Consider the following 18,567-nt stretch of genomic DNA (forward strand, 5'->3'; position numbering starts at 1 on the left):
ACGTGTGTTGTTTCGAGCAATGATGAGCGCAGTATAAAAAGCAATCGCCAGTGCATTTCACTATATAAATGCCTATATTTGGCGACAATTCTCGGCAAAAACCCTTTTTACAGAGGCGTATCCCCTATGCGTACCAACACCCAGACCAAGCGGGAGCTGGACAAGATCGACCGCAACATCCTGCGTATCCTGCAGACCGACGGGCGAATTTCGTTCACGGAACTGGGGGAAAAGGTCGGGCTGTCGACCACGCCTTGCACTGAGCGGGTGCGTCGGTTGGAGCGCGAAGGGATCATCATGGGCTACAACGCGCGGCTCAATCCGCAGCATTTAAAAGGCAGTTTGCTGGTATTTGTCGAGATCAGCCTGGATTACAAGTCCGGCGATACCTTTGAGGAGTTTCGCCGCGCCGTGCTGAAACTGCCCCATGTGCTGGAGTGCCACCTGGTCTCCGGCGACTTCGACTATCTGGTGAAAGCGCGGATTTCCGAGATGGCCTCATACCGCAAGTTGCTGGGCGATATCCTGCTCAAGCTGCCCCACGTGCGCGAATCCAAGAGTTATATCGTGATGGAAGAAGTCAAAGAGAGCCTGAACCTGCCAATTCCGGACTGACTGGACCGCTACACCAGCACTTGCCGGGTACTGGCCATGTACTCATGAATCTGCTTTTCGACCCGTGGATGGATCAACTCCACCGGTCGCCGCCCATTAGGGCACGGCAAGGTCTTGGTGGTGCCGAACAACCGACAGATCAACGGCCGCTCGTCATACACGGTGCAGCCGGCGGGCCCCAGGTGCACGCAGTTCAGCTCATCCATCGCCGCGTCCTGCTCGGCGGCGGTCTTACGCGGCAGGCGTGACATTTCCTCGGGCGACGTCGTTACCGGCCCACAGCAGTCGTGGCAACCGGGTACGCATTCGAACGAAGGAATCTGACGGCGCAGCGCGCTGATTTTCTGACTGTTGCAACTCATCGAAACAGGTACCGGAGGGCGAATAGACCTGGATTCTGACGCAAAACGCCGCGCGCAGACAGCGTCGTCCGACCGCTGTATCCTGCGTCAAATTTTCCAAACAGGGAGCGTCCCCATGACCGCCAGCGCCCGGCACACCGCGTCCTACTATGCCGCCAGCAGCGTGCCGCAACCGGATTACCCGGCGTTGACCGGTGAAGTGACTGCCGATGTATGCGTGGTCGGCGGTGGTTTCTCCGGGCTCAACACCGCCCTGGAGCTGGCCGAGCGCGGTTTCAGCGTGGTGTTGCTGGAGGCGCGCAAGATCGCCTGGGGCGCCAGCGGGCGTAACGGTGGCCAACTGATTCGCGGCGTCGGCCACGGCCTGGACCAGTTCGCCAACGTGATCGGCACCGACGGCGTACGCCAGATGAAGCTGATGGGGCTGGAAGCCGTGGAGATCGTGCGCGAGCGCGTCGAGCGCTTTCAGATTCCCTGCGACCTGACCTGGGGCTACTGCGACCTCGCCAACAAGCCCCGCGACCTGCAAGGCCTGGCCGAAGACGCCGAAGAACTGCGCAGCCTGGGCTATCGCCATGCGGTGCGCCTGTTGCAAGCCAGCGAGATGAGCAGCGTGGTCGGCTCCGAGCGTTACGTGGGCGGCATGATTGATATGGGATCGGGCCATCTGCACCCGCTGAACCTGGCGCTCGGCGAAGCGGCTGCCGCCGGGCAATTGGGCGTGCGGCTGTTTGAGCAATCAGACGTCGCCGGTATCGACTATGGCCCTGAGGTCAGGGTGCACACCGCGCACGGCCATGTGCGCGCCAAGACCCTGGTGCTGGCCTGCAACGCCTACCTCAATCGCCTCAACCCGCACTTGAGCGGCAAAGTACTGCCCGCCGGCAGTTACATCATCGCCACCGAGCCGTTGAGCCAAGCGCAGGCCGCCAACCTGTTGCCGCAGAACATGGCCGTGTGTGACCAGCGCGTGACGGTGGATTATTTCCGCCTGTCCGCCGACCGCCGCCTGTTATTTGGCGGCGCCTGCCACTATTCCGGCCGCGACCCGCAGGACATCGGCGCCTATATGCGACCGAAAATGCTGCGCGTTTTCCCACAACTGGCCGACGCGAAGATCGACTATCAATGGGGCGGCATGATCGGCATCGGCGCCAACCGCCTGCCGCAGATCGGCCGTCTGGCCGACCAGCCCAACGTGTATTACGCCCAGGCCTACGCCGGCCATGGTCTCAACGCCACGCACCTGGCGGGCAAGTTGTTGGCCGAAGCCATCAGCGGCCAGCAGCAGGGGCGTTTCGATCTGTTTGCCCAAGTGCCGCACATTACCTTCCCCGGCGGCAAGCACCTGCGCTCGCCGCTGCTGGCCCTGGGGATGCTCTGGCACCGCCTCAAAGAGCTGGTCTGATCAACTGCGCCAGAAAGGCTTAACCCCTTCCTGGCGTGCCTGCTCAGCGGTCAAGCCGATGTCACGCAGTTGCTCACGGGTCAGGGTCAGCAGAGCCTTGCGCGTGTGCCGACGGTGCCAGAACAGGTTCCAACGGCTATTCGCCGGCGCGGCCATCGCGCGCTCCTGTCCCGCCTCCAGCTCCTGACTGTGTAACGCCAGCCGCACATCGCTCATACCGTTCATTTTGCTGCCCCTCAGTGGTGTGTTGCCTTGAGTGACGAGCATGGGCGAACGGGCCAGAGCATTACAGATTCAACCTATTTTTATTAAATCCATACAGATACTGCCTGACGGCGGCTGAATCCTGTATTTTCCCTGCATCTGTATTGGTCTCTTGGGAGCGACCGCCATGACGCTTTACGTCAACCTCGCCGAATTGTTGGGCACGCGCATCGAACAGGGCTTCTACCGCCCCGGTGACCGGCTTCCGTCCGTACGGGCGTTGAGTGTGGAACATGGGGTCAGCTTGAGCACCGTTCAGCAGGCCTATCGGTTGCTGGAAGATAACGGCCTGGCCATGCCCAAGCCGAAATCCGGCTACTTCGTGCCCGTTGGCCGTGAGCTGCCCGCCCTGCCTGAGGTCGGCCGCCCGGCACAACGCCCGGTGGAAATATCCCAGTGGGACCAGGTGCTGGAACTGATTCGCGCCGTGCCGCGCAAAGACGTCATACAGATGGGCCGCGGCATGCCGGATGTACTGTCGCCCACCCTCAAACCGCTGCTGCGCAGCCTGGCGCGCGTCAGCCGTCGCCAGGACCTGCCGGGGCTGTATTACGACAATATTCTTGGCTGTATGGAACTGCGCGAGCAAATCGCCCGACTGTCATTGGATTCCGGTTGCCAGCTGACCGCCGAAGACATCGTCATCACCACCGGCTGCCATGAGGCGCTGTCCGCCAGCATCCATGCCATCTGTGAGCCCGGCGATATCGTCGCCGTGGATTCGCCCAGCTTTCACGGTGCCATGCAGACCCTCAAGGGCCTGGGTATGAAAGCCCTGGAAATCCCCACCGACCCGATTACCGGCATCAGCCTGGAAGCTCTGGAGCTGGCCCTGGAACAATGGCCGATCAAGGTCATCCAGCTGACCCCCAACTGCAACAACCCCTTGGGCTACATCATGCCGGAGGCGCGCAAACGCGCGCTGCTGACCTTGGCCCAGCGCTTTGACGTAGCGATCATAGAGGACGATGTATACGGCGAATTGGCCTACAGCTACCCACGCCCGCGCACCATCAAATCTTTCGATGAAGATGGCCGCGTGCTGCTGTGCAGCTCATTTTCGAAAACGCTGGCGCCGGGCCTGCGCATTGGCTGGGTTGCCCCCGGGCGCTACCTCGAACGGGTGCTGCACATGAAATACATCAGCACCGGCTCGACGGCCACACAGCCGCAGATCGCGATTGCCGAATTTCTCAAGGGCGGCCATTTCGAACCGCATTTGCGGCGAATGCGCACCCAATACCAGCGTAATCGCGACCTGATGCTCGATTGGGTCAGCCGCTACTTCCCCGCCGGCACGCGCGCCAGTCGGCCGCAAGGCAGCTTTATGCTGTGGGTAGAGCTGCCGGACGGCTTCGACACCCTCAAGCTCAACCGCATACTCATAGAACAAGGCGTACAGGTGGCGGTGGGCAGTATCTTTTCGGCGTCCGGCAAGTACCGCAACTGCCTGCGCATGAACTACAGCGCCAAGCCTACCCCGCAGATTGAAGAAGCCGTGCGCAAGGTAGGCGCCGCCGCGAGCAAAATGCTGGCGCAATCGTCGGACTGACCTTTCGCGAGAAATAGCCGTCCTATATCGACAACCGCCCTGACCTGGAAGCGACTCCCTTGATGATTCGACGGCTATTACCGTTTTGCCTGTTGGGAGCCCTGGTGCTGGGTGGCTGTGCCGGCGTGAGTACCCCGCGCATCCCCAGCGATGCGCTGCCGGCCGCTCAGTCCTCGTTCGGGCGCTCGATCCTGGCCCAGGCCGCGCCTTATCAGGGCCGCTCGGGCTTTCGCCTGTTGCCCAACAGCAGCGAAGCCTTCATGGCCCGCGCCGAACTGATCCGCAACGCCCAGACCAGCCTTGACCTGCAGTACTACATCGTTCACGACGGCATCAGCACCCGCATGCTCGTGGATGAACTGCTCAAGGCCGCCGATCGTGGCGTGCGCGTGCGCATTCTGCTGGATGACACCACCAGCGACGGGCTCGACCAGATCATCGCCACCCTCGCCGCCCACCCCAAGATCGAGATCCGCCTGTTCAACCCCTTGCACCTGGGCCGCAGCACCGGTGTTACGCGGGCGATGGGCCGCCTGTTCAACCTGTCGCTGCAACACCGGCGCATGCACAACAAACTGTGGCTGGCGGACAACAGCGTGGCCATCGTCGGCGGGCGCAACCTGGGAGATGAGTATTTCGACGCAGAGCCCAACCTGAACTTCACCGATATCGACATGCTCAGCGTCGGGCCGGTGGCCGAGCAACTCGGGCACAGTTTCGATCAGTACTGGAACAGCGCGCTGAGCAAACCCATCGATGACTTTGTCTCAAGCCGCCCTTCAAAAGGCGACCTGGCCGCTGTACGCGTGCGCCTGCAAGCGTCGCTGGCCGACTCGCGCCAGCAGAATCACGCGCTGTACAACCGCTTGCGCACCTACCAGACCCAGCCGCGCATGGACATCTGGCGCCGTGAGCTGATCTGGGCCTGGAACCAGGCGCTGTGGGATGCGCCGAGCAAGGTGCTGGCCAAGGCCGACCCGGACCCGCAGCTTTTGCTGACCACCCAACTGGGGCCGGAGCTTGAGGGCGTCCACCACGAGTTGATGATGATCTCGGCGTATTTCGTACCGGGGCAGCCGGGGCTGGTGTATCTGACGGGACGCGCCGACGCCGGCGTGTCGGTGAGCCTGCTGACCAATTCCCTGGAGGCCACCGATGTGCCGGCCGTGCACGGCGGTTATGCGCCGTATCGCAAGGCACTGCTGGAGCACGGGGTAAAGCTCTACGAACTGCGCCGCCAGCCGGGCGACCCCAGCGCCGGCAGTGGGCCGCACCTGTTTCGTCGCGGTTCGTTCCGGGGCTCGGATTCAAGCCTGCACAGCAAGGCAATGATCTTTGATCGCACCAAGTCGTTTATCGGCTCCTTCAACTTCGACCCACGCTCGGTGCTGTGGAACACCGAAGTCGGCGTGCTGGTCGACAGCCCCGAGCTGGCGGAGCATGTACGCAACCTGGCGCTGCAAGGCATGGCGCCAGCCCTGAGCTATGAGGCGAAATTGCAGGATGGCCAGGTGGTGTGGGTGACCGAGGATAACGGCCAGTTGCATACCCTCACGCGCGAACCGGGCAGTTGGTGGCGCAGGTTCAATGCCTGGTTCGCTACTTCCGTCGGCCTGGAGCGCATGCTTTAGAAACACAATGAATCAACTGTGGGAGGGGTTTGCCCCCTCCCACAGTTGATTGCATTTCAAGGCGTGGCTGGCTGGGCGGTGCCGAATGCCCCTTGGCGCAGCAACAGCAGCACTAGGCCCAGCGCCCCAGCCGCCATGAAAAACGGCAATGCATGCCCGCTGATCCATTGGCTGCCGGCGCCCGCCACCAGCGGGCCGATCAGGCAACCGATGCCCCACAGCTGTGCAATGTGGGCATTGGCGCGCACCAGCGCATCGTCACGGTAGCGCTCGCCGATCAGGATCAACGACAAGGTAAATAACCCGCCTGCGCTGGCGCCGAACAGCACCCATATCGGCCAGATCAGCAGCGTGTGCATCAACAGCGGAACCGCCAGGCTCGACGCCAGCAACAGCACCGCACAGCTCAGGAACAACGTGCGGCGCGGCAGGTAGTCCGCCAGCGCACCGATGGGCAATTGCAGCAGCGCATCGCCGACCACCACCGTGCTGACCATCGCCAAGGCGATCTCGGCGGTGAAGCCCTGTTGCAGGCAATACACCGGCAACAGCGTCAGGATCATCGCCTCGAACGCAGCGAACAGCGCCACCGCCCAGGCAATCGCCGGCAAACTCAGGCAAAAGCGCCAGAGGTCGGCGAACGTCACGCTTAACGACTCCGCACTGGGCGCGCCGGTGCGACCCAGCAAGGCCAGCGGAGCCACCAGCAACAGGCCCACACCGACCCAGAACCCGTAGTCATGATCGGTGCCGATCACACCCAGCAGCAGGGGGCCCGAGAGCTGGCTCAAGGCATAACTGCAGCCATACAGCGCCACCAGTCGGCCACGCCACTGCTCCACCACCAACTGGTTGATCCAGCTTTCGCCAAGGATAAACACGAGGGTGAGGATCACCCCGATCATCAACCGCAGCACCAGCCATACCGGGTAGCTGGGCAGAATCGCCAACAACCCGATGGACACCGCACCGCCCCACAGGCACAGACGCATGAGGTTGGCGGTGCCGAGCCAGGAGGCCAGGCGACTGGAAACCTTGGCACCCAACAGCACACCAAAGGCCGGCATCGCCGCCATCACACCGATAGCGAAACTGCCGTAACCCCAGCTTTCGAGGCGCAGGGACACCAGCGGCATGCTCACACCCAACGCCAGGCCGACGCTGAGTACCGAGGTCAACACGGCGAAATAAGTCGCCCAACGCATTGCCACGCTCCTGTGGATAATTCTTGAGTACACACAAAACAGTGTGGGAGGGGGCTTGCCCCGATAGCGGTGGATCAGCCAGCACTTGTGGTGCCTGACACACTGCTATCGGGGCAAGCCCCTCCCACATTTGAGCGGCGGTGTTGCTTAGAGTTTGATCCAGGTCGACTTGAGCTCGGTGTACTTGTCGAATGCATGCAGTGACTTGTCGCGACCATTACCCGACTGCTTGAAACCACCAAACGGTGCGGTCATGTCACCGCCGTCGTATTGGTTGACCCACACGCTGCCGGCACGCAGGGCCTTGGCGGTCAGGTGCGCCTTGGAGATATCAGCGGTCCACACGGCGGCGGCCAGGCCATACACGGTGTCGTTGGCGATTTTCACCGCTTCTTCGGCGCTGTCGAAGGTGATCACTGACAGGACCGGACCGAAGATTTCTTCCTGGGCGATCTTCATGGCGTTGGTCACGCCGTCGAAAATTGTGGGTTCGACGTAAGTGCCGCCGGTTTCTTCCAGCGTACGCTTGCCGCCGGCCACCAGCTTGGCGCCATCGGCATGCCCGGCTTCGATGTACGACAGCACGGTGTTCATCTGCTGGGTGTCCACCAGCGCGCCGACGTTGGTCGCAGGATCCAGTGGGTTACCGGGTTTCCAGCCTTTGAGGGCCTCGATCACCAGCGGCAGGAATGTATCCTTGATGGAGCGCTCCACCAGCAGGCGCGAACCGGCGGTGCAGACTTCGCCCTGGTTGAAAGCGATGGCACCGGCGGCGGACTCGGCGGCGGCCTGCAGGTCCGGGGCATCGGCGAACACGATGTTTGGGCTCTTGCCACCGGCTTCCAGCCACACACGCTTCATGTTCGACTCGCCGGAGCGGATCAACAGTTGCTTGGCGATCTTGGTAGAGCCGGTGAACACCAGGGTATCGACGTCCATGTGCAGCGCCAGGGCGTTGCCAACGGTGTGGCCGTAGCCCGGCAGCACGTTGAACACACCTTTTGGAATACCTGCTTCAACCGCAAGGGCCGCGATACGGATGGCGGTCAGCGGGGATTTTTCGGACGGCTTGAGAATCACCGAGTTACCGGTGGACAGTGCCGGGCCGAGCTTCCAGCAAGCCATCATCAAGGGGAAGTTCCACGGCACGATGGCGCCGACAACCCCCACCGGCTCACGGGTCACCAGGCCCAGTTGATCGTGTGGGGTGGCCGCCACTTCATCGTAAATCTTGTCGATCGCCTCGCCACTCCAGCTCAGCGCATTCGCCGCGCCGGGCACATCAATGTTGAGGGAGTCGCTGATCGGTTTGCCCATGTCCAGGGTTTCAAGCAGCGCCAGCTCTTCGGCATTGGCCTTGAGCAGCGCGGCGAAACGGATCATGGTGGCCTTGCGCTTGGCCGGCGCCAGGCGCGACCAGACACCGGAGTTGAAGGTGGCGCGGGCGTTTTCCACGGCGCGCTGGGCGTCGTCGGCGTCACAACTGGCCACGGTGGCCAGCAGGCGGCCATCGACTGGGCTGATGCATTCGAAGGTGTCACCGGAAACAGCGGCGGTGTATTCGCCATTGATGTAGGCGCGGCCTTCGATTTTCAGATCCTTGGCGCGTTGTTCCCAGTCGGCACGGGTCAGGGTGGTCATGCGAGTGTCCTCCTCTTATTGAATATAAGGGCCAGGCGATGTGCCCCGGCAGCCTCAAAGCATTCTTGCCCGCCAGCCATCTGTTCGGCGCAAGGCAGCTGCCACCCTAAACCAGCGGCTGGGGATGTTTCAATATATTTGACATAACGGCGGTAAACGCCCTTGCGATGTTCATTTTAATAAACATAGACTTTGGACTCTCCAACCGCAGGCCAGACGGGACACGCACATGAGCATCCAGGACATCGTCGACTTCAGCCAAGCCAACACCGCGCCCGAACGCTATCGCCCTGCCGCCGAAAAAATCCTCAAGGGTGACCCCGAGCAAACGGTCTACAACCACTACAACAGCCCGTGCGGCCAGATGAACGCCGGTGTCTGGGAGGGTGAAGTCGGGCAGTGGACGGTCAACTACACCGAGCATGAATACTGCGAAATTGTGCAAGGCGTGTCGGTGCTGCGTGACGCCGAGGGTAACGCCAAGACCCTGCGTGCCGGTGACCGTTTCGTGATTCCGGCCGGTTTCAGCGGCACCTGGGAAGTACTGGAAGCATGCCGCAAGATCTATGTGGTATTCGAACGGAAAGCCTGATCAGTAAACACACAGGCAAAAAAAAGCCCGCATCGTGAGATACGGGCTTTTTTTCACAAGGAAGAAAATCAATTACTTGATTTTGCCTTCTTTGTAGATCACGTGCTTGCGAACGCGCGGGTCGAACATTTTCTTTTCGAGCTTGTCCGGGGTAGTACGCTTGTTCTTGTCGGTAGTGTAGAAGTGACCAGTACCGGCGCTAGAGATCATTCGAATCAATTCACGCATGATAGAGCTCCTTAGATCTTGCCGGCGGCGCGGATTTCGGCCAGCACGACAGTGATGCCACGCTTGTCGATGATACGCATGCCTTTGGCAGATACACGCAGGCGAACAAAACGTTTCTCTTCTTCAACCCAGAAGCGGTGATGCTGCAGGTTCGGCAGGAAACGACGACGGGTTTTGTTATTTGCGTGGGAAATGTTATTCCCAGTCACCGGACCCTTACCGGTAACTTGACAGACTCTCGACATGCCTCAGCCCTCTAAAACCACATGCCCAACCCGGCATGGGTTGGCCGCTTAATCTCTCAGTCATTTGGCGCCAGGCGCCGCGTTTCTTTAGGGTCTTACCGGCTACACCTACAAGCGAAGGAACCGGGCCCCTAGAAAAGAGCGCTGCTTTATACCAGAAAGACCTTGGTGCAACAACAGCGAGTATGTTTTTACCGCAGTAAATCTCGCCCGTTGATGCCTGAACCGTTGCCAGGAGGGGCCGCTGCCATAGCCGACCGCTCGTCGCACAGAATGATTTTCAGCGCCCGCGCGCGCCGCAAAGCGCACAGCGAAACTCTCTGAGGCGCCATCAAAACAGCATTTGAGCCAAAAGCACAGGCAAAAATGGGCTAGTCATTTGCCAATCAGACCACTACGGTAGGGCTTTTCCAGACTGCACTCGCAGATGGGCCTTCGATCTGCAAAGGAAACCGACCATGCGCCTCGCTGCCCTGCCACTGTTGCTTGCCCCTCTTTTAATCGCGCCGCTGGCCTCTGCCGCCAGCAACCTGAGCGTTTGCACCGAGGCCAGCCCCGAAGGGTTTGATGTGGTGCAGTACAACTCGCTGACCACCACCAACGCCTCGGCAGATGTGCTGATGAACCGCCTGGTGGACTTCGACGCCGCCAGCGGCAAACTGGTGCCCAGCCTGGCAGACAGCTGGGACGTGTCGCCAGACGGCCTGACGTACACCTTCAAACTGCACCCGGACGTGAAATTCCATCGCACCGAGTATTTCACCCCGAGTCGCAGCCTGACCGCCGAAGACGTGCGCTTCAGCTTCGAACGCATGCTGGACCCGGCCAACCCCTGGCACAAAATTGCCCAGAGTGGCTTCCCTCACGCCCAATCCCTGCAATTGCCTGCGCTGGTCAAGAAGATCGACGCCCTCGACCCGCTGACCGTGCGCTTCACCCTGGATCACGCCGATTCCACCTTCCTCGCAGCCCTGAGCATGGGCTTTGCCTCGATCTACCCGGCCGAATACGCCGACAAACTGCTCAAGGCCGGCACGCCCGAAAAGCTCAATAGCCAGCCCATCGGCACCGGGCCATTCATCTTCAGCCGCTTCCAGAAAGATGCGGTGGTTCGCTACAAGGCCAACCCGGACTACTTCGCCGGCAAACCGGCTGTGGATAACTTGATCTTCGCCATTACACCGGACGCCAATGTGCGCTTGCAGAAATTGCACCGCGACGAGTGCCAGATCGCCTTGTCGCCCAAGCCGCTGGATGTAGGCGAGGCAGAGAAAGATCCTGCGCTCAAGGTGGAAAAAACCGCAGCCTTCATGACCGCATTCGTGGCCATCAACAGCCAGCACCCTCCTCTGGACAAGCCCGAAGTGCGCCAGGCGATCAACCTGGCGTTCGACAAGGCCAGCTACCTCAAGGCTGTGTTTGAAGGCACCGCCGAAGCCGCCAACGGCCCGTACCCGCCCAATACCTGGAGCTACGCCAAGGACTTGCCGGGTTATCCCCAGGACCTTGCCAGGGCCAAGGTGTTGCTGGACCGCGCCGGGCTCAAGGATGGCTTCAAGACTACTATCTGGACTCGCCCCACCGGCAGCCTGCTGAACCCCAACCCGAACCTGGGCGCGCAATTATTGCAGGCGGACCTGGCCAAGGTCGGCATCCAGGCCGAAATCCGCGTGATCGAATGGGGCGAGCTGATTCGCCGTGCCAAGGCCGGCGAGCACGACTTGCTGTTCATGGGCTGGGCCGGCGACAACGGTGACCCGGATAACTTCCTGACCCCGCAATTCTCCTGCGCGGCGGTCAAATCAGGCACCAACTTCGCGCGTTATTGCGACCCGGCCCTGGACAAGCTGATCAGCGCCGGCAAGACCACCAGCGAGCAAGGCGTGCGCAGCAAGCTGTATCAACAGGCTCAGGCGCAGATCCAGCAGCAGGCGTTGTGGTTACCGTTGGCGCATCCGACCGCGTTTGCCCTGGCCCGCAAGAACGTCCAGGGGTACCAGGTAAGCCCGTTCGGGCGCCAGGATTTCTCCAAGGCCAGCGTCAAGCCCTGATAGCAGGCCCCGCCCACTGGGCGGGGTCATATCCACCCATATTCAGCCATCGACAACGGATCACCATCCCCCACGATGATGTGATCCAGCAGCCGCACATCCACCACCTCCAGGGCGCCTTGCAGGGTTTTGGTCAGTTTTCGATCAGCCACGCTCGGCTCCGCACTTCCCGAAGGATGGTTGTGACACAGGATCAATGCCGCTGCGTTGTAAGCCAGGGCGCGCTTGACCACTTGCCGCGGGTAAACCACGGCGGCATCGATAGTGCCCTGGAACAAAGCCTCGAAGCCCAAGACGCGGTGCTTTGAATCGAGAAACAGGCAGCCGAAGATCTCGTGTGGCTCATGACGCAACAGCGCCTTGAGGTAATTGCGCACGGCTATCGGGCTTTCGAGTACCGATTCACTGCGCAGTTGTTCGGCCATGTGCCGCCGGGACATTTCCAGCACCGCCTGCAACTGGGCAAACTTGGCGGGCCCCAAGCCCAATTGCTGGCTGAACAACGCCTGGCTGGCCTCCAACAAGGGGCGCAAGCCACCAAATTGCGCCAACAGGTGACGCGCAAGGTCCACCGCGCTTTTACCGCAAACCCCGGTACGCAAGAAAATCGCCAACAACTCGGCATCCGACAAACTTGCCGCGCCCCACTCCAATAGCTTCTCCCGCGGCCGCTCCGCCGCCGGCCAATCGCGAATACTCATCCCGCCTCCCTCTCCCTATGTGCGCCATATACGCCACGTCCGCCGCTGTTGCTGGGCGGGCGCTGTGTTATCGTAGGCCCTCTTTTTTGCATGCGATTTCACCTGGGGAGGGGAGATCGCGAGGCGTCACTGAACTGGCTTCACTGAACTGGAAAGGCAAACCAATGCAGCGTCTGTATCGGAAACGCATCGTTCTCGGCGTCGGCGGCGGCATTGCCGCCTACAAGAGCGCAGAGTTGGTTCGCAGGCTCCTGGACCACGGTGCCGAAGTGCGCGTGGTCATGACCCGCGGCGGCAGCGAGTTCATCACCCCGCTGACCATGCAGGCCTTGTCCGGCCACCCGGTTCACTTGGACCTGCTGGACCCGGCGGCCGAAGCCGCCATGGGCCATATCGAACTGGCCAAATGGGCCGACCTGGTGCTGATCGCCCCGGCCACCGCCGACCTGATCGCCCGCCTGGCCCAAGGCATCGCCGATGATCTGCTGACCACTTTGGTACTGGCCACCGACGCCACTGTCGCCATCGCCCCGGCCATGAACCAGGCCATGTGGCGCGACCCGGCCACCCAGGCCAACACGCAACTCCTGCAAAACCGTGGCCTGAAGGTGTTCGGCCCAGCCTCCGGAAGCCAGGCCTGCGGTGACGTCGGCATGGGCCGCATGCTCGAAGCCACCGACCTGGCGCTGTGTGCCGCCGAGTGCTTCCAACACCTGGCCCTGACCGGCAAGCACGTGCTGATTACCGCCGGGCCGACCCAGGAAAACATCGACCCGGTGCGCTACATCACCAACCATAGTTCAGGAAAAATGGGGTTCGCGCTTGCCGAAGCCGCGGTCGAGGCAGGCGCACGCGTCACCTTGATCACTGGCCCGGTGCATTTGCCAACACCCGATCGGGTCACGCGAATCGACGTAGTCAGCGCCCGGGACATGCTGGCGGCCTGCGAAGCGGCCATTCCCTGCGACCTGTTCATCGCCTCGGCAGCGGTCGCGGACTACCGCCCGGAAGTGGTTGCCCCGCAAAAGCTCAAGAAAGACCCTACAAGCGGCGACGGCCTGCTCCTGCAAATGGTGCGCAACCCGGACATCCTGGCAACCATCGCCACGCGCCCGGACCGCCCGTTCAGTGTCGGCTTCGCCGCCGAGACCGAGCACCTGCTGGACTACGCCGCGCGCAAATTGAAAGACAAAAACCTCGACCTGATCGTTGCCAATGATGTCGCCAACCCGAGCATCGGCTTCAACAGCGAGGAAAACGCCTGCAGCGTGATTGACCGCGAACTGCACGCCACCCTTTTCGCCCAGACCAGCAAGGGCAAGATTGCCCGACAGCTGATCTCATTTATCGCCCAACGGCTGAACCAGGTTTAATTTCCATGCACGCTTTGCAAGCCAAGATCCTCGACCCCCGCATCGGCAGCGAATTCCCACTGCCGGCCTACGCTACCCCGGGCTCCGCCGGCCTGGACCTGCGCGCCATGCTCAAGGAAGACACCCTCCTTGAGCCGGGCCAGACCCTGCTGATCCCCACCGGCCTGTCGATCTATGTAGGCGACCCTGGCCTGGCGGCGCTGATCCTGCCGCGCTCCGGCCTGGGCCACAAACACGGCATCGTCCTTGGCAACCTCGTGGGGCTGATCGACTCGGACTACCAGGGCGAGTTGATGGTGTCGTGCTGGAACCGTGGCCAGACCGCGTTCAACATCGCAGTCGGCGAGCGCATCGCCCAACTGGTATTGGTACCGGTAGTGCAGGCGCACTTCGAATTGGTGCAGGAATTCGACGAGACCCAACGCGGCGCTGGCGGCTTTGGGCATTCCGGCAGCCACTGACCACGCCGCCCCTGGCCGGCACCTTTGGTCCGGCCAGACGCTACCGCATGGCTTTCAGGAAGAAGAATGCGCGGAATTTACCAGCGTTATTTCCCATTTAAAATCAACGGTTTACGCAAACAAAAATACGGAGCCCAAGCTCCGATGGCACTTTTGCACCACGAACTCTCTGCCGAAAACACCGTCATACCCTTCAGTTTGAGCCTGCCGGCCAGCCCCATTCAGGCCAGCCTTGCCCCCTTTCAGATGGAGTTCCCCCCGCGATGACTACCGCAGCCCGAGTAGCCCCGACGTTCCCCGACAGCATCTTTCGCGCCTATGACATTCGTGGCGTGGTGCCCAAGACCCTGACTGCCGAGACCGCCTACTGGATTGGCCGCGCCATCGGCGCCCAGAGCCTTGCCCAGGACGAGCCCAACGTCTCGGTCGGCCGTGATGGTCGCCTGTCCGGCCCCGAGTTGGTGGAGCAGCTGATCCAGGGCCTGGCCGACAGCGGTTGCCACGTCAGCGACGTGGGCCTGGTGCCAACGCCGGCGCTGTACTATGCCGCCAACGTCCTGGCCGGCAAATCCGGCGTCATGCTCACCGGCAGTCATAACCCGTCGGACTACAACGGCTTCAAGATCGTCATCGCCGGCGACACCCTGGCCAACGAACAGATCCAGGCCCTGCATGACCGCCTGAAGAACAATGACCTGACCAGCGGCACGGGCAGCGTCACGAAAGTCGACATTCTTCAGCGCTACTCTGATGAAATCACTGGCGACGTGAAGCTCGCGCGCCGCCTCAAAGTGGTGGTGGACTGCGGCAACGGCGCGGCCGGCGTGATCGCCCCGCAGTTGCTCGAAGCCCTCAATTGCGAAGTGGTCCCGCTGTTCTGCGACGTCGACGGCAACTTCCCCAACCACCACCCGGACCCGGGCAAGCCTGAGAACCTGGTGGACCTGATCGCCAAGGTCAAGGAAACCGGCGCCGATGTGGGCCTGGCCTTCGACGGTGACGGCGACCGCGTGGGCGTAGTGACAAACACTGGCGAGAACGTATTCGCCGACCGCTTGCTGATGCTGTTTGCCCGTGACGTGGTGGCGCGCAATGCCAACGCCGAGATCATTTTCGACGTGAAGTGCACGCGCCGCCTCACCCCGCTGATCAAGGAATATGGCGGCCGCCCACTAATGTGGAAGACCGGTCACTCGTTGATCAAAAAGAAAATGAAGGAAACCGGCGCGCTGTTGGCTGGCGAAATGAGCGGCCACGTGTTCTTCAAGGAGCGCTGGTTCGGGTTTGACGACGGCATCTACAGCGCCGCTCGCTTGTTGGAGATCCTCAGCAAGGAAGAATCCACGGCGCAGGAGCTGTTTCAGACCTTCCCGAACGATATTTCTACGCCAGAGATCAATATCCATGTGACCGAGGAGAGCAAATTCAGCATCATTGACGCACTGCACGACGCGCAATGGGGTGAAGGCGCCAACCTGACCTCCATTGATGGTGTGCGAGTCGATTACGCCAAAGGCTGGGGCCTGGTTCGCGCGTCCAACACCACACCGGTGCTGGTGCTGCGTTTCGAGGCGGATACCGAGGCCGAGTTGCAGCGCATCAAGGACGTGTTCCACGCCCAGTTGAAACGTGTTGCCCCTGATCTCCAATTACCGTTCTGATTTTTGCACCGGAGCCCTGAATGACCCTCGAACGCGAAGCCGCTGCCAACACCGCCAAGGTCCTGTCCGAAGCGCTGCCTTATATTCGACGCTACGTCGGCAAGACGCTGGTGATCAAATACGGCGGCAATGCCATGGAAAGCGACGAGCTGAAAACCGGCTTTGCCCGTGACATCGTGTTGATGAAAGCCGTGGGGATCAACCCGGTGGTGGTCCACGGTGGCGGCCCACAAATCGGCGACCTGCTCAAGCGCTTGTCGATCGAGAGTCACTTCATCGATGGCATGCGCGTTACTGATGCGCAGACCATGGATGTGGTGGAGATGGTCCTCGGCGGCCAGGTGAACAAGGACATCGTCAACCTGATCAACCGCCATGGCGGCAGCGCCATCGGCCTGACCGGCAAGGATGCGGAGCTGATCCGCGCGAAAAAACTGACCGTAACCCGTCAGACGCCGGAAATGACCCAGCCGGAAATCATCGACATCGGCCAGGTAGGCGAAGTGATCGGCATCAACACCGACCTGCTCAACCTGCTGGTCAAAGGCGACTTCATCCCGGTGATCGCGCCGATCGGCGTGGGCGCCAATGGCGAGTCCTACAACATCAACGCCGACCTGGTGGCGGGCAAGGTTGCCGAGGCACTGAAGGCTGAAAAGCTGATGCTGCTGACCAACATTGCCGGGCTGATGGACAAGCAAGGCAAGGTGCTGACCGGCTTGACGACCCAGCAAGTAGACGACCTGATCGCCGACGGCACCATTTACGGCGGCATGCTGCCAAAGATCCGCTGCGCACTGGAAGCCGTGCAAGGCGGCGTTGGCAGCTCACTGATCCTGGATGGCCGCGTTCCCAATGCGATCCTGCTGGAAATCTTCACCGATACCGGCGTGGGCACGCTGATCAGTAACCGCAAGCGTCCTTAAGCGTCAAACACAAAAAGGCCCCGCTCAATCGAATTGAGCGGGGCCTTTTCTATGGGCGCTGACTCTACAAATAAGTGGAGATCGCCTGTGGAAGGGAGCAAGCCCCCACACAAGCGCTCTTACACCATTGGGTCTGTGTCAGACGCCAAACTGCTCGCGGTACGCGCGCACTGCCGGCAAGTGCTGCTTGAGCTGCGGGTCATCTTCCAGGAACTGCAATACCTGGTTCAACGAAACGATGCTCACCACTGGAATGCCGAAATCGCGCTCCACTTCCTGGATCGCCGACAACTCACCGTTGCCACGCTCCTGGCGATTCAGCGCGATCAACACGCCGGCCGCCTTGGCACCCTCCTGGGAAGCGATGATCTGCATCACTTCACGGATCGCGGTACCGGCGGTGATGACATCGTCGATGATCAACACATCGCCAGTCAGCGGTGCGCCGACCAGGCTACCGCCTTCGCCGTGAGCCTTGGCTTCCTTGCGGTTGAAGCACCATGGCAGATCGCGCCCATGATGTTCCGCCAGGGCCACGGCCGTTGCGGCGGCCAGGGGAATACCCTTGTAGGCCGGGCCGAACAGCACGTCGAAGGAAATACCGCTTTCAACGATGGCCGCCGCGTAGAAACGGCCCAACTGAGCCAGGGCCGAACCCGAGTTGAACAAGCCGGCGTTGAAGAAGTACGGGCTGGTGCGCCCGGACTTGAGAGTGAACTCACCGAAGCGCAAAACACCGCGATCGATGGCAAAACGAATGAAATCGCGTTGATACGCCTGCATGAAAAAAGCCTCAGATACCACGGATTTAGCTAATTAGGTAGACGGCGTGTATCATACACGCACGCGATTTTTGGGGCCATTTATGCGGATCATCAGTGTGAACGTTAATGGTATTCAGGCTGCAGTCGAGCGTGGTTTGCTCAGTTGGCTGCAAGCCCAGAATGCCGACGTCATCTGCCTGCAGGATACCCGCGCCTCCGCCTTTGAACTGGACGACCCAGCCTTCCAACTGGATGGCTACTTCCTTTATGCCTGCGATGCCGAAGTCCCTGCCCAAGGTGGCGTGGCTTTGTATTCGCGGTTGCAACCCAAGGCGGTCATCAGCGGCCTCGGCTTCGAGACAGCCGACCGCTACGGGCGCTACCTGCAAGCCGATTTCGATAAGGTCAGCATCGCGACCTTGCTGCTCCCTTCGGGGCAGAACGGCGATGAAGACTTGAACCAGAAGTTTAAGCTAATGGACGATTTCGCCCGTTACCTGGACAAACAGCGGCGCAAACGTCGCGAGTACATTTATTGTGGCTCGCTGTACGTGGCGCAACAGAAGCTGGATATCAAGAACTGGCGCGACAGCCAGCAATCCCCGGGCTTCCTGGCGCCGGAACGGGCCTGGATGGACGAGATTGTCGGCAACATGGGCTATGTGGATGCCCTGCGCGAAGTCAGCCGCGAAGGCGACCAGTACAGCTGGTGGCCGGACAACGAACAGGCTGAGATGCTCAACCTGGGTTGGCGTTTCGACTACCAGTTGCTGACCCCAGGTCTGCGCCGGTTTGTTCGCAGTGCACGCTTGCCGCGCCAGCCGCGCTTCTCGCAGCATGCGCCGCTGATCGTGGACTACGACTGGACGCTGACCATCTGAGGTGCT

Annotated in this window: 19 protein-coding genes and 1 pseudogene; 12 read left to right on the top strand and 8 right to left on the bottom strand. The window is 61.2% G+C overall.

Going from position 1 to position 18,567, the window contains the following annotated elements:
- The first annotated feature begins 126 nt into the window (after nt 1-126).
- Nucleotides 127-615, top strand: a complete 489-nt coding sequence (locus AB4O25_RS17765) for an Lrp/AsnC ligand binding domain-containing protein (RefSeq protein ID WP_003176896.1) — start codon at nt 127-129, stop codon at nt 613-615.
- An 8-nt stretch (nt 616-623) separates the two neighbouring features.
- Here AB4O25_RS17765 and AB4O25_RS17770 read toward each other — a convergent pair whose 3' ends face one another.
- Complete coding sequence (locus tag AB4O25_RS17770) at nt 624-977, bottom strand: YkgJ family cysteine cluster protein (RefSeq protein ID WP_017526828.1); 354 nt, start codon at nt 975-977, stop codon at nt 624-626.
- Nucleotides 978-1,092: 115 nt separating this feature from the next.
- On the opposite strand from AB4O25_RS17770, the gene AB4O25_RS17775 reads away from it, so the two are divergent.
- Nucleotides 1,093-2,385 (top strand): NAD(P)/FAD-dependent oxidoreductase, encoded by a 1,293-nt coding sequence (locus AB4O25_RS17775; protein ID WP_460149828.1) that lies wholly within the window; start codon nt 1,093-1,095, stop codon nt 2,383-2,385.
- Here AB4O25_RS17775 and AB4O25_RS17780 read toward each other — a convergent pair whose 3' ends face one another.
- Nucleotides 2,386-2,610 (bottom strand): DUF1127 domain-containing protein, encoded by a 225-nt coding sequence (locus tag AB4O25_RS17780; protein WP_026067179.1) that lies wholly within the window; start codon nt 2,608-2,610, stop codon nt 2,386-2,388.
- Nucleotides 2,611-2,776: 166 nt separating this feature from the next.
- Here AB4O25_RS17780 and AB4O25_RS17785 point away from each other — a divergent pair, with 166 nt between their 5' ends.
- On the top strand, nt 2,777-4,201 hold the full coding sequence (locus AB4O25_RS17785; RefSeq protein ID WP_017526825.1) for an aminotransferase-like domain-containing protein: 1,425 nt from the start codon (nt 2,777-2,779) through the stop codon (nt 4,199-4,201).
- Nucleotides 4,202-4,263: 62 nt separating this feature from the next.
- Entirely contained in the window at nt 4,264-5,832 is a 1,569-nt protein-coding gene (locus tag AB4O25_RS17790) for a phospholipase D family protein (protein ID WP_032883377.1), read from the top strand.
- A gap of 56 nt (nt 5,833-5,888) precedes the next feature.
- Here AB4O25_RS17790 and AB4O25_RS17795 read toward each other — a convergent pair whose 3' ends face one another.
- Nucleotides 5,889-7,037, bottom strand: coding sequence for an MFS transporter (locus tag AB4O25_RS17795; RefSeq protein WP_460062473.1), 1,149 nt, complete (start codon nt 7,035-7,037; stop codon nt 5,889-5,891).
- 147 nt (nt 7,038-7,184) lie between these two features.
- Nucleotides 7,185-8,678, bottom strand: coding sequence for an aldehyde dehydrogenase (locus AB4O25_RS17800; protein WP_017526822.1), 1,494 nt, complete (start codon nt 8,676-8,678; stop codon nt 7,185-7,187).
- Nucleotides 8,679-8,907: 229 nt separating this feature from the next.
- Between AB4O25_RS17800 and AB4O25_RS17805 the strand changes: the two genes are divergently transcribed.
- Nucleotides 8,908-9,270 (top strand): cupin domain-containing protein, encoded by a 363-nt coding sequence (locus AB4O25_RS17805; protein WP_460149829.1) that lies wholly within the window; start codon nt 8,908-8,910, stop codon nt 9,268-9,270.
- Between the two features lie 72 nt (nt 9,271-9,342).
- On the opposite strand, the gene rpmG is transcribed toward AB4O25_RS17805, so the two are convergent.
- Nucleotides 9,343-9,498: a 50S ribosomal protein L33 gene (rpmG, locus tag AB4O25_RS17810; RefSeq protein ID WP_003176906.1), complete on the bottom strand. Its 156-nt coding sequence runs from the start codon at nt 9,496-9,498 to the stop codon at nt 9,343-9,345.
- An 11-nt stretch (nt 9,499-9,509) separates the two neighbouring features.
- Nucleotides 9,510-9,743, bottom strand: a complete 234-nt coding sequence (rpmB, locus tag AB4O25_RS17815) for a 50S ribosomal protein L28 (RefSeq protein WP_003176907.1) — start codon at nt 9,741-9,743, stop codon at nt 9,510-9,512.
- A 458-nt stretch (nt 9,744-10,201) separates the two neighbouring features.
- Here rpmB and AB4O25_RS17820 point away from each other — a divergent pair, with 458 nt between their 5' ends.
- A complete protein-coding gene (locus tag AB4O25_RS17820) occupies nt 10,202-11,794 on the top strand; it encodes an ABC transporter substrate-binding protein (protein WP_017526820.1) in 1,593 nt (530 codons plus the stop codon).
- A 26-nt stretch (nt 11,795-11,820) separates the two neighbouring features.
- On the opposite strand, the gene radC is transcribed toward AB4O25_RS17820, so the two are convergent.
- The gene (gene radC, locus AB4O25_RS17825; RefSeq protein ID WP_017526819.1) at nt 11,821-12,495 is read right to left on the bottom strand and encodes a RadC family protein; all 675 of its coding nucleotides are present in this window, start codon (nt 12,493-12,495) and stop codon (nt 11,821-11,823) included.
- A 164-nt stretch (nt 12,496-12,659) separates the two neighbouring features.
- Between radC and coaBC the strand changes: the two genes are divergently transcribed.
- The 5 genes and pseudogenes from coaBC to argB all read left to right on the top strand — a co-directional run bounded on the left by coaBC (nt 12,660) and on the right by argB (nt 16,916).
- Nucleotides 12,660-13,868 carry a bifunctional phosphopantothenoylcysteine decarboxylase/phosphopantothenate--cysteine ligase CoaBC gene (gene coaBC, locus AB4O25_RS17830; RefSeq protein ID WP_017526818.1) on the top strand — a complete coding sequence of 403 codons (1,209 nt, stop codon included), beginning with the start codon at nt 12,660-12,662 and terminating at the stop codon, nt 13,866-13,868.
- 5 nt (nt 13,869-13,873) lie between these two features.
- Nucleotides 13,874-14,329, top strand: a complete 456-nt coding sequence (dut, locus tag AB4O25_RS17835) for a dUTP diphosphatase (protein ID WP_017526817.1) — start codon at nt 13,874-13,876, stop codon at nt 14,327-14,329.
- A 66-nt stretch (nt 14,330-14,395) separates the two neighbouring features.
- Nucleotides 14,396-14,596, top strand: a complete 201-nt coding sequence (locus AB4O25_RS17840) for a hypothetical protein (RefSeq protein WP_460149830.1) — start codon at nt 14,396-14,398, stop codon at nt 14,594-14,596.
- Nucleotides 14,587-15,990, top strand: a pseudogene (locus AB4O25_RS17845) (phosphomannomutase/phosphoglucomutase); the annotation flags it as partial. The gene AB4O25_RS17840 and the pseudogene AB4O25_RS17845, both read left to right, overlap by 10 nt.
- A gap of 20 nt (nt 15,991-16,010) precedes the next feature.
- Complete coding sequence (gene argB, locus AB4O25_RS17850; RefSeq protein ID WP_003176913.1) at nt 16,011-16,916, top strand: acetylglutamate kinase; 906 nt, start codon at nt 16,011-16,013, stop codon at nt 16,914-16,916.
- A 138-nt stretch (nt 16,917-17,054) separates the two neighbouring features.
- Here the strand turns inward: argB and pyrE are convergent, their stop codons facing one another.
- Nucleotides 17,055-17,699, bottom strand: coding sequence for an orotate phosphoribosyltransferase (gene pyrE / locus AB4O25_RS17855; protein ID WP_017526814.1), 645 nt, complete (start codon nt 17,697-17,699; stop codon nt 17,055-17,057).
- 82 nt (nt 17,700-17,781) lie between these two features.
- Between pyrE and AB4O25_RS17860 the strand changes: the two genes are divergently transcribed.
- Nucleotides 17,782-18,561 (top strand): exodeoxyribonuclease III, encoded by a 780-nt coding sequence (locus AB4O25_RS17860; RefSeq protein WP_003176915.1) that lies wholly within the window; start codon nt 17,782-17,784, stop codon nt 18,559-18,561.
- The last annotated feature ends 6 nt before the right edge of the window (nt 18,562-18,567 follow it).

This window comes from Pseudomonas sp. S3_A03 (assembly GCF_054668275.1).

What these genes read in the sequence shown, in the direction of transcription:
- coaBC (WP_017526818.1), top strand. Translation starts at nt 12,660, where the DNA reads ATGCAGCGTCTGTATCGGAAACGCATCGTTCTCGGCGTCGGCGGCGGC.
- AB4O25_RS17765 (WP_003176896.1), top strand. Translation starts at nt 127, where the DNA reads ATGCGTACCAACACCCAGACCAAGCGGGAGCTGGACAAGATCGACCGC.
- AB4O25_RS17840 (WP_460149830.1), top strand. Translation starts at nt 14,396, where the DNA reads ATGCGCGGAATTTACCAGCGTTATTTCCCATTTAAAATCAACGGTTTA.
- radC (WP_017526819.1), bottom strand. Translation starts at nt 12,495, where the DNA reads ATGAGTATTCGCGATTGGCCGGCGGCGGAGCGGCCGCGGGAGAAGCTA.
- AB4O25_RS17820 (WP_017526820.1), top strand. Translation starts at nt 10,202, where the DNA reads ATGCGCCTCGCTGCCCTGCCACTGTTGCTTGCCCCTCTTTTAATCGCG.
- AB4O25_RS17805 (WP_460149829.1), top strand. Translation starts at nt 8,908, where the DNA reads ATGAGCATCCAGGACATCGTCGACTTCAGCCAAGCCAACACCGCGCCC.
- rpmG (WP_003176906.1), bottom strand. Translation starts at nt 9,498, where the DNA reads ATGCGTGAATTGATTCGAATGATCTCTAGCGCCGGTACTGGTCACTTC.
- argB (WP_003176913.1), top strand. Translation starts at nt 16,011, where the DNA reads ATGACCCTCGAACGCGAAGCCGCTGCCAACACCGCCAAGGTCCTGTCC.
- pyrE (WP_017526814.1), bottom strand. Translation starts at nt 17,699, where the DNA reads ATGCAGGCGTATCAACGCGATTTCATTCGTTTTGCCATCGATCGCGGT.
- AB4O25_RS17795 (WP_460062473.1), bottom strand. Translation starts at nt 7,037, where the DNA reads ATGCGTTGGGCGACTTATTTCGCCGTGTTGACCTCGGTACTCAGCGTC.
- AB4O25_RS17800 (WP_017526822.1), bottom strand. Translation starts at nt 8,678, where the DNA reads ATGACCACCCTGACCCGTGCCGACTGGGAACAACGCGCCAAGGATCTG.
- AB4O25_RS17860 (WP_003176915.1), top strand. Translation starts at nt 17,782, where the DNA reads ATGCGGATCATCAGTGTGAACGTTAATGGTATTCAGGCTGCAGTCGAG.
- dut (WP_017526817.1), top strand. Translation starts at nt 13,874, where the DNA reads ATGCACGCTTTGCAAGCCAAGATCCTCGACCCCCGCATCGGCAGCGAA.
- AB4O25_RS17780 (WP_026067179.1), bottom strand. Translation starts at nt 2,610, where the DNA reads ATGAACGGTATGAGCGATGTGCGGCTGGCGTTACACAGTCAGGAGCTG.
- AB4O25_RS17790 (WP_032883377.1), top strand. Translation starts at nt 4,264, where the DNA reads ATGATTCGACGGCTATTACCGTTTTGCCTGTTGGGAGCCCTGGTGCTG.
- AB4O25_RS17785 (WP_017526825.1), top strand. Translation starts at nt 2,777, where the DNA reads ATGACGCTTTACGTCAACCTCGCCGAATTGTTGGGCACGCGCATCGAA.
- AB4O25_RS17775 (WP_460149828.1), top strand. Translation starts at nt 1,093, where the DNA reads ATGACCGCCAGCGCCCGGCACACCGCGTCCTACTATGCCGCCAGCAGC.
- rpmB (WP_003176907.1), bottom strand. Translation starts at nt 9,743, where the DNA reads ATGTCGAGAGTCTGTCAAGTTACCGGTAAGGGTCCGGTGACTGGGAAT.
- AB4O25_RS17770 (WP_017526828.1), bottom strand. Translation starts at nt 977, where the DNA reads ATGAGTTGCAACAGTCAGAAAATCAGCGCGCTGCGCCGTCAGATTCCT.